This window comes from Bacillus sp. G402 (genome assembly GCF_051172515.1).
GTDB lineage: Bacteria > Bacillota > Bacilli > Bacillales > Bacillaceae > Bacillus > Bacillus altitudinis.
In genome coordinates, this window is record NZ_JBPIZC010000001.1 from 1457928 (window position 1) to 1471823 (window position 13896).

A 13896-nucleotide genomic window follows, 5' to 3' on the forward strand; every position below is an offset into this window, starting at 1 on the left:
TTTTCAGCATCGTGGAAAAATTATACACAACAAGTGACTGGAGGCGACAACATGGAACAAGAACATAAAGGATCGGAACAAGCAAAGTCGTTATGGCTAGCTGATAGTGAGAAGCCCTCTTTTCCTACTGTCAGCGAAGATCTTACAGCAGATGTCATCATTGTCGGTGCCGGTATTACAGGTATCGCTACTGCATTTGAGATGATAGAACGCGGGCTGGATGTCATCATCATAGATGCTGATCAAGTATTGCAAGGAACCACTGGACATACGACAGCGAAAATTACCTCCCAGCATGATGTTTACTATCATGAGCTGATTCAGCATATTGGTATGCCGAAAGCCCGTTTATATGTAGAAGCAAATGAAAAAGCAAAGGAGCTCATCCAAGCACGTGTGAAAGAGTATGACATTGATTGTCAGCTTGAGGTAAAAGATGCTTACCTTTATACAACAGAAGAAAACGGCGTCAAAAAGTTAAAGAAGGAATTAGATGCGTATAAACAGCTCGGTATCGATCGCGAATGGAAAACAGAGCTCCCGTTTGATGCTGGCATCAAGGCAGCCCTCGCCATGACGCAGCAAGCACAATTTCATCCTCTTCATTATCTTCATGCACTGATCGATCAGCTCATTGACCGAGGCGTGCGCATATTTGAACAGACAACGGCAGTCGATGTAAAAGAAGGAAAACACCCTGCTGTCATCACAAAAAGTGGCCATCATCTGATGGGGCGCTCTATCATTTCATGCTCACACTTTCCTTTTTACGATGGCAAAGGACTGTATTTCACTCGAATCCATCCTGAGCAATCTTATGTCGTCGCAGCCAAAACAAAAAAACCGCTCCCAGACGGCATGTACTTAGGAATTGATCAGCCTGCCCATTCATTAAGAACGGCGAGATTCCATGGAGAAGATGTCGTGCTCATCGGTGGACAAGGTCATAAAACCGGACAAGGCGGAGATGAATCCGCACACTATGAAGCACTAGAAAAGTTTGGTGAAGCGACCCTTGGTATAACGGAAGTCCTTTACCGCTGGTCCACTCATGATATGGTCACAATGGATCAAATCCCTTACATTGGCCGCCTGACATCACATCATTCGAATATTTTTGTGGCAACAGGCTTTAGAAAATGGGGCATGACCACAAGCCACGTAGCAGCGACACTGATCGGAGATTTGATCGAAGGAAAATCGAATCCTTACGAATCCCTCTTTACTCCATCAAGACTCGTGTCAGACGCATTCGTAAAAGACTTTATCAAAGAAAACACCAATGTTGCAGCAAAGCTGATCAGCGGTAAATTAAAGCGAGCTGATCAAACAATTGATGATTTAAAACCGGGTGAAGGCGGCATTGTATCTTATGAGCACAAAAAATGTGGCGCTTTTAAGTCAGAGGACGGCGATCTCTTTCTTGTCGATACAACCTGTACTCACTTAGGCTGCGAAGTCGCGTGGAATAATAGTGACCGCACGTGGGACTGTCCTTGTCACGGGTCTCGTTTCTCCATTACGGGAGAAGTAGTAGAAGGTCCGGCGAAAAAACCACTAAAAAGGTCATATAAAGAACAGTAAAATTTCACTGTTTCCCCTTTAAAAAATCCAATATTATCCGATAAAAAACATAAAGTCTGATATTTTTGATGATCATGGGGGGACAAACACATTGTTATTTAAAAAAGAGAGTAAAAAGAAAAACACTGCTTTTTTCACACAGCAGGATGATGGGATAAAACGAATCAATTTTCCGGAGAATACGGACATTGCCAAACAAATTAAAATGATTGATTTGACGCAGCAAGACCTTTTTATCTTGAAACAGCTGAATCCAATCGTTCAAGATGAAATTGAACATATCGTCGATAAATTTTATAAAAACCTAGAAGTCGAGTCTTCCTTGATGCACATCATTCAAGATAACAGCTCAGTCGAGCGTCTAAAGAAAACACTACGCATTCATATTAGTGAAATGTTTGCCGGTGTGATTGACGAATCTTATGTGGCCAAAAGAATTAAAATTGCACAAGTTCATTTAAGAATTGGACTTCAACCTAAATGGTATATGGCAGCCTTCCAAGACCTATTGCTATCCATAATGGATTTATTTGCCCAGCATATCCAAGATTTCAAAGAATATCAGACGGCAGTGAAGGCGACGACGAAAATTTTAAATCTAGAGCAGCAGCTTGTCCTAGATACGTTCCAAAATGAATACTCTAAAGTTCGTGATGAAGCAGAACTACAGCAAAAAGAGCTTCATACAAAAATTACAGAAACATCTAATTCACTTGCATCTCTCTTCTCAAACACAACAAATGCAGTGGACAAACTTGTATCAAAATCTGATGAGATGGCGGATATGTCACAGGCTGGCACAAAGATTTCAGCACAAGTTGAAGAGAAATCAATTGGCGGTAAAAAAGAGTTAGAAATTCAGCAGACGCAAATGAACCAAATTGACGGCAGTATGACAAAGATTGAAACAGAAATTAAACGCTTAGAAGAAATTGCGAAACAAATTGAACAAATTTTTGGGATCGTCACAGGTATTGCGGAGCAAACGAATTTACTATCTTTAAACGCTTCAATCGAATCAGCTCGAGCAGGTGAACATGGCAAAGGCTTTGCTGTCGTTGCAAACGAGGTTCGCAAATTATCAGAGGATACAAAGAAAACGGTTTCAACTGTATCTGAGCTCGTCAACAACACAAATTCACAAATCGCCATTGTGTCACAGCATATTGCTGATGTGAATTTACTTGTGACAGACAGTAAAGAAAAAATGACCCAAATCAACTCGCTATTCGATGATATCGTCAGCAGCATGAACTTAAGCAAAAACCAAAACGGAAAAATTGAAATAGATTTGCAAACATTCCTAAACGAATTGAAAGAAGTCAAACAAACAGTGTCCCAAGTGGCAAGTTCGGTCGAGTCCTTAACGAGTCTGACAAATCACTGATCCAGTCATTCTTCTTCAGTTTTAGTATAATAGAGGAAAAGATAGAAAAGGCGGGATTTGATTGACAGCAATTTGCCTAGTCAGACACGGAGAAACCGATTGGAATGCAGCAAAACGAATTCAAGGACGAACAGATATCCCTTTAAATGACACTGGTAAATGGCAAGCGGAACAAACCGGTCTTTACTTAAAAGATGCCCACTGGGATGTTGTCATTTCCAGTCCGCTATCAAGGGCAAAAGAAACAGCTCATTTAATTTTACAGCATGTACATGCACCGCTCGTGATCATGGACGATTTTATTGAACGTGACTATGGCGACGCTGAAGGCATGTCATTTGAGGAACGTCAGAAACTGTTTCCAAATAAACAGTATCCAAATATGGAACCACTATCGGCACTTCAAGATCGAATGCTAGAAGGTATCGAAAAAGTGAGAGCAACCTACCCAGATCAACGGGTACTAATCGTAGCACATGGTGCTGCCATCCATGCCTTACTCACCTCACTAGCTGACGAACATATGGGTATTAAGGATACAAGACTTGAGAATGCCTGCTTAAATTATGTGGAATGGACAGATGGTCAATGGAAGGTGAACGATTACAACGTGGTCAACCACTTAACACAATCTGCTCCTTCTTAAAGAACCTGTTTTCATAACAGGTTCTTTTTCATGTCAAAAACAATGATAAAATAATATTTTTTTATATCGAAATTCGAAATAGATGATAGCCTTTTCTACCTATTTTATGGCATTTCGGGTATCGAATGTTTATCCTCAAATGGATCATGAGAAAAAAAGCACGATTCCTTTTTAATAGAAAACCGTTAGAAATATAAAATAAACATATTTTACCATCAATTCCAAGCGACTTAATTCCCTATTTTTCGCTAGGACTTCCACAAAAATTCAGGTCTACTCTTATTTGCCTATCTCTATTAAACTGAAAATACAGAATAATCAAACGGATCATTCTAATAGACTACGGATGATTATTCTGAAATAAGAAAAAGGGATGTGGAATGTGCGTGAAAAAGAAAAATGTGATGACAAGTGTTTTATTGGCTGTCCCTCTTCTGTTTTCAGCAGGGTTTGGAGGCTCGATAGCAAATGCCGAGACTGCCTCAAAGTCAGAAAGCGAAAAAAGCTATATCGTTGGCTTTAAAGCTTCTGCCACCACAAACAGCTCTAAGAAACAAGCAGTGACACAAAATGGTGGGAAATTAGAAAAACAATACCGCCTCATTAATGCTGCACAAGTGAAGATGTCTGAACAAGCCGCAAAAAAACTTGAACACGACCCTAGCATTGCTTATGTAGAAGAAGACCACAAAGCAGAAGCATATGCCCAAACCGTCCCTTATGGTATCCCTCAAATCAAAGCTCCAGCCGTACACGCTCAAGGTTATAAAGGTGCTAACGTCAAAGTAGCTGTCCTTGATACTGGAATCCACGCCGCACACCCTGACTTAAATGTTGCAGGCGGTGCTAGCTTCGTCCCTTCAGAGCCAAATGCCACACAAGACTTTCAATCACACGGAACTCACGTAGCCGGAACCATTGCTGCCCTTGATAACACGATTGGTGTTCTTGGGGTTGCGCCAAGCGCCTCCTTGTATGCCGTTAAAGTATTAGATCGTTACGGCGATGGACAATACAGCTGGATTATCAGCGGTATTGAATGGGCTGTTGCCAATAACATGGATGTCATCAATATGAGCTTAGGCGGACCAAACGGCTCCACAGCGCTTAAAAATGCTGTAGACACAGCGAATAACCGCGGAGTAGTTGTCGTTGCCGCAGCAGGGAATTCAGGTTCAACTGGCTCTACTAGCACCGTTGGCTATCCTGCAAAATACGACTCTACAATTGCTGTTGCCAACGTGAACAGCAACAATGTCAGAAACTCGTCTTCTAGCGCAGGTCCTGAATTAGATGTTTCTGCACCTGGTACATCGATTTTAAGTACAGTACCAAGCAGTGGATATACGTCTTATACGGGAACATCAATGGCATCTCCTCATGTAGCAGGAGCAGCAGCGCTTATCCTTTCTAAGTATCCGAATCTATCAACGTCTCAGGTTCGTCAGCGCTTAGAAAATACGGCAACACCGCTTGGTAATTCGTTCTATTATGGAAAAGGATTAATTAACGTTCAAGCGGCTTCTAACTAAAATAAGTGTGACAAAAAAATCCGGCGAACTGAGCCGGATTTTTTATTTATTGCTTTTTCGATGTTTCCTCTTTTTTTGCGGCTTTTTCCATATCGAAGATTCTCTCCATCATCGTCGGGTGTCCATAGCGGAAGATTTTCACTAAAAGTGGCGGATTGACTTGGGAAAGCCCTGATTTTGCAAGCTTTTGAAATGACGTCACCCCCGCCTCTCCATCTTTCGTCAAGTTCACGGCGTATTCATCAGCTGCACGTTCTTGATGCCTTGACACAGCATTTGTAAAAGGAGAAGCAACAAATGACAGCATAGATACAATGATCAACAGAAGCGGAAGAGCAGCAACGTCATGTGGTGCCTTCAGACGAAATGGAGAAGCGCCTTTTTGGTAAAGGTAAAAATAAAGACGGTCAATGGCAAAAAATCCAACCAGAGACAGCACTAAATATCCTGCTAAACCGATATACACATGCTTCATCACGTAATGTCCCATCTCATGCGCCATGATAAATAAGATTTCACGGTCTTTCAGCTTTTGAAGTGTCGTATCCCACAAAACAATACGCTTATTTTCACCAATTCCTGTGACGTAAGCATTCATCGTGTTTGTTTTCTCTGACATGTTGACTTCATATACATGATCTGCTGGAATGTGTGCTTTCTCTGCAAGAGTTAATATCTTTTTCTCAAGCGCTTGATCCTTCAATGGGTAAAAATCATTGTAGAGTGGATCAATAACGACCGGCTGTATAAAGAAGAGAAATAGAGTAACTGGAACGGTTAAACACCAAGCATACAGCCACCAATACTTCCTTTTCTTTTGAATGAGCCAAAAGAACACAATCGCGCATAGAACAAGCAGTGGATATTGAATCCAAAAATCAAGCGTTTGGTCTTTTAGCCAACTTGCCGTGCTTTGTGCTGAAACACCGTAGTTCAAGGACAACTGGTAGCTCACCCACTTGACCGGCAATGTGATCAGCATCGTCAAAAATGACAGCACAAACACATACACAAGTTTGCTCAAAAGGTCAAAACGAGCTGCTGCCAAGCTCCAATCTGCTAATTTCCTTGAAAACCCTGAAATGAGCAAAAGGAAAAAGACATACCAATCTAAAGGAATTGTCATAAAGTACAACAGGTTACGAATGTTCGAGTAATTTCCACTGATCAAAAGCTCATGGCTTGTCATAAATGTATGCGGGTCTGCACTTGTCCCTTTCACACTGTCAGGGACAGATGAATCCCCCATTAGAAATAAGTAAGAATAAATAAAAAGACCGTACAATATGTATGCTACCGTTGCAAGAGCTACCCATTTGCGTACTCGCACTGGTCAGCCTCCTTTCCATTTCTCTCTCTATTGTAATCACGCACGTTTTTGTTTAGAACCTGTCTCATGTGGCTCCATCATAGCATGCCCTATCTGAAAAAGCTTGAGTGAAAAAAATGATTATGCTGTTCAAAAATCGGAGAAACTAACCATAAAAAAGTGAGTTGGAGGTTCATCATGAAGAAAATCCTTGCAGGAATTGTGATCTTTGGGCTTTTACTGATTACCTTCTTTTATGTGTTCAGCCGGACAAGTGACATCTTCGATGAAAATCGAGCAGAGAAATTATTGCTTTCACCGACGAACCAGTCTATTTCTTATGAAATAGATGATAAAGATACAACTGAGGATCTAATTGAACAATTAAACAAAGGGAAACAAACAAGCAGCCATCTCAAAAAGAATGTAAAGAAGCCAGATTATATCGCCAAGGTCATGTTCGGACGGACAAATGGCACTTCTTTTCAGCTATGGACCAACCGCTCTCAAGTTGTTTTTTTAGTAGACGGCACCTATTATGAATTAAATCAAAAACAGTCAAATTCCTTTCGAAAACAGGTACAAGAAGCGATTCAAAAAGGAGACTCTTCATAGGAGACTCCCCAGCGTGTAGACAAACCCTCGCATTCTTTGTCAGTCCTGCGTGCTGGTGCTCACGAATGTGAAATTCGCTCCGCGCCAGTACTCGTCCTTCCTAAACTTCAAAGGTTTTCTATCACACTGAAAAGAAGACAAAGGGCTAAAATAAACAACATTTTAGCCCTTTGTCAACAATCTGAGGAGCCTCTTCAAGAGGCTCCCTTTTTATTTACTTGTTTCTGCTTGGTACTTGTCTTTTAGCGCTCTTCTTAAAATTTTACCAGTCGTGTTTTTTGGAATATCATCAATGAAATGGATCGTTTGGGGCTGCTTATATTTCGCCAAATAGCGTGAACAATGTGTGATGATGTCTTCTTGATTGATGTGAGCATGTTTCTTAGGGGAAATGTAACAGACAACAGCCTCTCCTGTGTTTGGATCTGGCACACCGATGACAACGGCTTCTGCTACAGCTTCATGTTGATAAAGCACTTCTTCTACTTCTCTTGGATAGACATTATACCCACCAACGAGAATCATATCCTTTTTTCGATCGACGATATAAATATATCCGTCTTCATCTCTTCTCGCCAAATCTCCTGTGTACAGCCAGCCGTCTTTCAGGGCCGCCTCTGTGTCTTCTGGCATTTGATAATAGCCTTTCATAATGTTTGGCCCTTTTGCGATGAGTTCTCCGACTTCGTTTGGTCCAACTTCCTCTCCAAGTTCATTCACAATCTTATTTTTCACATTCATAATATCAGTGCCGACCGAGCCTGGTTTTCTTTTTCCATCAAGGGGATTGAATGCCGTCACTGGGGAAGCCTCTGATAATCCGTAACCCTCTAGCACCGTGACACCGAACTTTTCTTCAAAACCGTGAAGTAAAGCAACAGGCATGGACGCACCGCCTGATATACAAATCCTCACCGACTTCATCGCTTCCTCATGACCGTCCTGGCGGTATAAATAGTTATACATGGTTGGAACACCAACAAATAACGTTGGTTTTTCTTTCTCCATCATTCGTAAAAGCTCTGATGGGCTGAAATGCGGCAGGACATAGATGGTCGCTCCATGAATCAAGGGGGCATTCATACAGACGGTCAAACAAAACACATGGAACATCGGCAAAGCAGCAATCACCTTGTCCTTCTCATCAATTGACAGGTACTCCGCAATGTCTCTTGCATTTGAATAAAGGTTAACATGAGTGAGCATTGCCCCTTTTGGTTTTCCTGTTGTGCCAGATGTAAATAAAATAACAGCCGTATCGTCAGGTTGTATGGAAGGATGCTCAGCTTCTGGTGCACCTCCAGATACAAGCTTTCCGAAGAAAACAAGACGATCAGATACTTCTTTTAAACTTGACCTGCACGCAGATTCATTTTGAGCACAAATAATGACTCGTTCAATCGCTGGAAGCTGTTCATACACCTGCTCGTATATCGGCAGAAGCTGATCCGGTGCAACAATCCCTTTTACATCACCAGTGACCAGCATGTAGCCGATTTCACTTGGCGTATATGTTGGATTGACAGGTACAACAACAAGTCCTGCCTTTAATGCACCAAAAAATGAAATCACAAAATGCGGTGAATTTCCTAAAATCAGCGCGATATGATCTCCCGCTTGAAACCCTTCGCTCACTAAACCATCTGCAAAACGTTCGATACTTGTCATCAGTTCTTGATAGGTCCACTTGTTCCCTTCAAAGATCAGTGCGACGTTCTCTCCCTTGGTCATCGCAGTCTGCTCAAGATTTTTGATCAAATCCATTCTCCCACCCCTTATACTTCATCAATGAATGAATAGCCATTCATTTTATGACCAAACATTCCTCCTTTCTATTATAATAGACAATCGAAAAAATTCACAAGATCAAATGTAAACCGCTTTCATCTCTTTCATTAGAAAAAGCACCGCTATCTCTAGCCGTGCTTGTCCTTGCTTAATAAATCAAATCCAGAAAATCTTCTTTTGATACGTTCCCAAAATAATGGCGCATATCCATGTCTTCTAATACATCACTAATGGTTTTGCGATCATATTGCTGCCCAATGAGTCGTTTCTCAATATCAGCAATATCTCCTACACCGAAGAAGTCACCAAAAATTTTGCAGTCTTGAATGATGCCTTTTTTCACTTCTAATCGAAGATCAATCGATCCAGCTGGAAAACGCTTAGAGTGCTGCAAGTTAAACTTAGGTGAACGGCCGTAGTTCCATTCCCATTTTTGGTATCGATCACGAGAAATCTCATGAATCTTCTCCCAATCTTTTTCTGTCAGCTTATACTCAGGCACGTCTCCGTTCGTGTCAAAAATATAGCTTAAAAGAATTTTTCTAAATTCTTCTGTTGTCATTTTTTGATCCATCAGTTCACTAATATTCGCAACCCTGCTTCTAATGGATTTGATGCCTTTTGATTCGATCTTTTCTTTCTTCACATTTAATGCCGAGACAACATGTTCGATTTCTGAATCAAATAATAGGGTGCCATGACTGAAGATACGTCCTCGTGTAGCAAATTGAGCATTCCCAGAAATTTTACGCCCATCTGCCATGATGTCATTTCTGCCGCTTAATTCCGCTTTGACGCCAAGCTTTTCAAGCGCTTTGATGACTGGCTCGGTGAATTTTTTAAAGTTATGAAAGCTGTCCCCATCGTCTTTTGTAATAAAACTGAAGTTCAAGTTTCCTTTGTCATGGTAAACCGCACCACCGCCAGATAACCTGCGAACGACTTTGATGCCATTGTCTTCCACATATTTTGTATTGATTTCTTCTATTGTATTTTGGTTTTTTCCAATAATAATGGACGGCTGGTTGATGTAAAACAGCAAATACGTTTCTTCTGGATCTAAATATTTTAAGCAATACTCTTCAATGGCTAAATTAATCATTGGGTCATAATGTTGCTCGTTATCGATAAACAGCATCTCTATCTTCCTTCCTTGTTCCATCTAAGCCCTGATTGGGCAAGCTGTATATTGCCAGTATATAACGCCTGTGCTTCATTGACTAGGTCTTTATGCCGGCCGAAATGAGGGAGATGGGTGATGATGAGCTCTCCAACATTTGCTTCACTTGCCAGCTTCCCTACTTCAGTGCTGTTCATATGTCCTGCACCCGATCCGTCTTGTCCGGCGTAAAAGTTGCTTTCGGCAATAAGTAAGTCTGCATCCTTGCTAAAAGGGATAAATGCATCTTGATAGCTGGAATCAGCTGTATACACCACCACAGCCTCATTTGCCTGAATTTTCATCGCATAGCATTCTGCCGGATGAACCGTTTTCAAAAAATCAATTTGAAATGGTCCGATTTGAATGCCCTCTTCCGGCTGATAAGGTTTTGCCTTTGTATGTACATCATCAGAGAGCCGCTGAAATGCTGCTTGATCCCCGGTATGTCCGTAGATCGTCAGCGGACCACTGCTTTTTCCTAAATGATAACCCACTAGCTTCGCATATTGGAGAGGTCCGATATCTGCAATATGATCGTGATGATAATGAGAAAGGAGTACAGCATCTAGTTCTTCTATATCAATGTATTGCTGAAGCTTTGACAGAACTCCGCTCCCGCAGTCGACAAGCAGACGAAAACCATCTGATTCAAAAAGATAACCTGATGTGGCTTCACCAGCTGCTGGAAATCCTCCGTAGCAGCCAATCACGGTTAATTTCATCGTCATATTTCCTCCTTTTCAAAAAATCCCCTTCTTACAATATACCCATTTTTCATAAAAAAAGCATTCTTCTTGCCTATTGTTACAAAACAGATTGACAATTATTAATCTGTTATAATACAATGATAGCAATAAAACGTATTGGAGGATGACAAATGCTAGGAAAAATCACTGAGTTTTTTAGAAATTTGCCTTCAAAAAAATGCACAAAATGTGGAAATGATTTAATGGAACAGCACGAGTGTTACGGTAATGAATGTGAGGAATGCTCACAAGTAAGTTATCTTAAATAAGGTAATAAATAGAATAAAAAAGCACTTTTTTCCTCCTTCGTCAGTTGGAGTCAAAAGTGCTTTTTATTTTTTCTGAAAAATAGGTAAAAAGGTAAAACCCTTGGTACAAAAGGGTTTTTTAGTATTTTCATATGATGACTTTTAGTTCGGAAGGCACTTTTTATTGACTTAAAACAACGAAGGGGGTTCAAAGTGTCCATTTTTTCAAATAATTTTGTATTTTCTTAATATAATTTAATCGTGGACGAACCTCTTTAATTTTAGTTATACTTTAATTCATATATTAAAACTTAATATAATGGGAATATTCCTTTAATGAATAAGTTAGGGAGGAAATCTATGAAAAAATTAAAATTTGGATTAGCTACTCAAATCCTAATCGGTCTTATTCTCGGTGTCGTGGTTGGTGCGATCTTTTTCGGTAACCCTGGTGTTGAGACATATTTAAAACCAATTGGAGACTTCTTCTTACGACTCATTAAGATGATTGTCATTCCGATTGTCGTATCTAGCTTAATTTTAGGTGTTGCAGGTGCGGGTGATGGTAAAAAAGTAGGGAAGCTTGGTTTTAGAACCATTCTTTATTTTGAAATTATCACAACGTTTGCGATCATCCTTGGTCTTGTGCTTGCGAACTTTGTTCAACCAGGTGCAGGCGTTGACTTTGGACATACAGAAAAACAGGATATTAGCCAGTATGTTGAAACGGAAAAAGAACAAAGCAGTAAATCAGTTGCTGATACGTTCCTTCATATCGTTCCGACGAACTTCTTCCAATCATTGGCGGAAGGTGATTTGCTTGCGATTATTTTCTTCACTGTATTATTCGCACTTGGCGTTTCAGCGATTGGTGAACGCGGCAAACCAGTGCTCGCCTTCTTTGAAGGTGTGTCACATGCGATGTTCCATGTCGTCAATGTTGTGATGAAAGCTGCACCATTTGGTGTGTTCGCGCTCATTGGTGTGACAGTATCAAAATTTGGTCTTGAATCTCTCGTTTCATTAGGTAAGCTCGTAGGTCTTGTTTATTTTGCGCTCGCTCTCTTCCTTATCGTTGTATTCGGAATTATTGGAAAGATGATTGGCGTCAATATTTTCAGATTTCTTGCTTACATGAAAGACGAAATGCTTCTCGCCTTTAGTACATCCAGCTCTGAAACAGTTTTACCGAGAGTCATGGATAAAATGGAGCGCATCGGGTGTCCAAAAGGAATTGTTTCTTTTGTTATCCCAATTGGTTATACGTTTAATCTAGACGGCTCCGTCTTGTATCAAGCCATTGCGGCGCTTTTCCTAGCGCAGGTATATGGCATTGACCTCACAATCGTACAGCAACTCACACTAATCCTTGTACTGATGGTGACATCAAAAGGAATGGCTGCCGTTCCTGGTACATCCTTTGTTGTATTACTTGCAACACTTGGAACGATCGGTGTTCCTGCTGAAGGTCTAGCCTTTATTGCAGGTGTTGATCGTATCATGGATATGGCAAGAACCGTTGTCAACTTAACTGGTAATGCACTTGCAGCTGTCGTGATGTCTAAATGGGAAGGGCAATATGACCCTGAAAAAGGACACCGCGTGATGACTGGACAAGATGTACCTGAGCCAACACAACTTTCAAGCTAATCAAAAAGAACCCCGATCATGGGGTTCTTTTTTTATACTGTGATTAATTTGCTTTGAACATAGTGGTACAGAAGATTGGCTGTATGAATCAAGGAGTCTTCATGGGTTCTTTCAAAGGCATGCGAAGAGTCAATGCCAGGTCCAATCAGTCCATGAATGATATCATGCCCTGCTCGAATCGCTGCTGACGCATCTGAGCCATAATAAGGGTATATATCAAGGCGGTAATCGATTTTATTTGCCTCAGCTAATGCTGCTAGATGTTTGCGGAGACCATAGTGATAAGGACCGCTAGAATCCTTCACACATATCGACACACTGTATTCATCGGTTGATTGGCCGTCACCGATGGCTCCCATATCAACAGCCAAATATTCTACCGTTTCTTCCGGGATATTCGAGTTCCCACCGTATCCGATTTCTTCATTATTTGAAATTAAGAAATGTGTCGTATGCGGCAATGTGATGTTCTCTGTTTGAATGCGGTGAATCAATCTCAGCAACAACGCCACACTTGCCTTATCATCAAGGTGTCTTGATTTAATAAAACCTGAAGACGTCACTTCCACTCTAGGATCAAATGAGATAAAGTCTCCTACTTGAATGCCGAGTGCTTGCACATCGTCTGCATTTTTCACTTTCTCATCTAAGCGAATCTCCATATTTTCTTGATTTCGCTTCGCTTTTCCAGCATCCTCATATACGTGAACGGACGTTTGATGCATCAGAATGGTACCTGTGTATGTACGGCCTGTTAGTGTTTCAATTTCACAATACTCGCCTTCTATCGAGTTATATTGAAAGCCTCCAATGAGTGCAAGACGCAGCCGGCCATTTGATTTAATTTCTTTGACCATCGCACCGAGCGTATCGACATGTGCTGTCAGCATGCGGTGTTCCTTGTCATCTGTTCCTTTTAGGGTGGCAATTAATCCGCCTTTTCGATTTCGCTTCGTTTCAATATGTAAATCTTGTAAAAAACGTTCGACAAAGCCAATCACTTTCTCAGTATTTCCTGATGGACTTGGGATTGACACAAGCTTTTGAATAAGCTGAACCGTTTCATTTACTTCCGTTGTCATTCGGCATATCCTCCTTCATCTAAAAGAATTCTTTCCAAGCATGCCTTTTTTCAGCATCCTTCTTAAAATATATCGCTTCGGGTTCCTGATGTCTAATTTCTAATCAAAAAAACCTTTCTCATGGAAGAGAAAGGTTTCAGATTGTTG

General features: G+C 40.9%; 12 protein-coding genes. 7 read left to right on the plus strand and 5 right to left on the minus strand.

The genetic code is table 11. From position 1 onward, the window contains the following. Window positions 1–51 precede the first annotated feature (51 nt). From ACSBQP_RS07660 to ACSBQP_RS07675, 4 genes are all read left to right on the plus strand, one after another. Window positions 52–1584, plus strand: a complete 1533-nt coding sequence (locus tag ACSBQP_RS07660) for an FAD-dependent oxidoreductase (protein ID WP_065460080.1) — start codon at window positions 52–54, stop codon at window positions 1582–1584. A gap of 25 nt (window positions 1585–1609) precedes the next feature. Beyond that, on the plus strand, window positions 1610–2971 hold the full coding sequence (locus ACSBQP_RS07665; RefSeq protein ID WP_370539267.1) for a globin-coupled sensor protein: 1362 nt from the start codon (window positions 1610–1612) through the stop codon (window positions 2969–2971). A gap of 61 nt (window positions 2972–3032) precedes the next feature. Next, complete coding sequence (locus ACSBQP_RS07670; RefSeq protein WP_017360298.1) at window positions 3033–3617, plus strand: histidine phosphatase family protein; 585 nt, start codon at window positions 3033–3035, stop codon at window positions 3615–3617. Window positions 3618–4003: 386 nt separating this feature from the next. Further along, the gene (locus ACSBQP_RS07675; protein WP_026050071.1) at window positions 4004–5149 is read left to right on the plus strand and encodes a serine alkaline protease SapB; all 1146 of its coding nucleotides are present in this window, start codon (window positions 4004–4006) and stop codon (window positions 5147–5149) included. Between the two features lie 46 nt (window positions 5150–5195). Here the strand turns inward: ACSBQP_RS07675 and ACSBQP_RS07680 are convergent, their stop codons facing one another. Next, window positions 5196–6479, minus strand: a complete 1284-nt coding sequence (locus tag ACSBQP_RS07680; protein WP_025207046.1) for a M48 family metallopeptidase — start codon at window positions 6477–6479, stop codon at window positions 5196–5198. A 177-nt stretch (window positions 6480–6656) separates the two neighbouring features. Between ACSBQP_RS07680 and ACSBQP_RS07685 the strand changes: the two genes are divergently transcribed. Then, a complete protein-coding gene (locus tag ACSBQP_RS07685; RefSeq protein ID WP_008348821.1) occupies window positions 6657–7073 on the plus strand; it encodes a hypothetical protein in 417 nt (138 codons plus the stop codon). Between the two features lie 210 nt (window positions 7074–7283). Here ACSBQP_RS07685 and ACSBQP_RS07690 read toward each other — a convergent pair whose 3' ends face one another. From ACSBQP_RS07690 to ACSBQP_RS07700, 3 genes are all read right to left on the minus strand, one after another. Next, window positions 7284–8837, minus strand: a complete 1554-nt coding sequence (locus ACSBQP_RS07690; RefSeq protein ID WP_255233729.1) for a fatty acid--CoA ligase family protein — start codon at window positions 8835–8837, stop codon at window positions 7284–7286. Window positions 8838–9009: 172 nt separating this feature from the next. Further along, window positions 9010–9999, minus strand: coding sequence for a lipoate--protein ligase LplJ (lplJ, locus tag ACSBQP_RS07695; protein ID WP_035392513.1), 990 nt, complete (start codon window positions 9997–9999; stop codon window positions 9010–9012). Between the two features lie 2 nt (window positions 10000–10001). Continuing rightward, window positions 10002–10745 (minus strand): MBL fold metallo-hydrolase, encoded by a 744-nt coding sequence (locus ACSBQP_RS07700; RefSeq protein WP_048002572.1) that lies wholly within the window; start codon window positions 10743–10745, stop codon window positions 10002–10004. 155 nt (window positions 10746–10900) lie between these two features. Between ACSBQP_RS07700 and yhfH the strand changes: the two genes are divergently transcribed. Together yhfH and ACSBQP_RS07710 are read left to right on the plus strand one after the other, a co-directional pair. Next, the gene (gene yhfH / locus ACSBQP_RS07705) at window positions 10901–11038 is read left to right on the plus strand and encodes a protein YhfH (protein WP_008359029.1); all 138 of its coding nucleotides are present in this window, start codon (window positions 10901–10903) and stop codon (window positions 11036–11038) included. Between the two features lie 339 nt (window positions 11039–11377). Further along, on the plus strand, window positions 11378–12667 hold the full coding sequence (locus tag ACSBQP_RS07710) for a cation:dicarboxylate symporter family transporter (protein ID WP_008348850.1): 1290 nt from the start codon (window positions 11378–11380) through the stop codon (window positions 12665–12667). Window positions 12668–12699: 32 nt separating this feature from the next. Here ACSBQP_RS07710 and ACSBQP_RS07715 read toward each other — a convergent pair whose 3' ends face one another. Continuing rightward, window positions 12700–13749 carry a M42 family metallopeptidase gene (locus ACSBQP_RS07715; RefSeq protein ID WP_435028299.1) on the minus strand — a complete coding sequence of 350 codons (1050 nt, stop codon included), beginning with the start codon at window positions 13747–13749 and terminating at the stop codon, window positions 12700–12702. Between the last annotated feature and the right edge of the window lie 147 nt (window positions 13750–13896).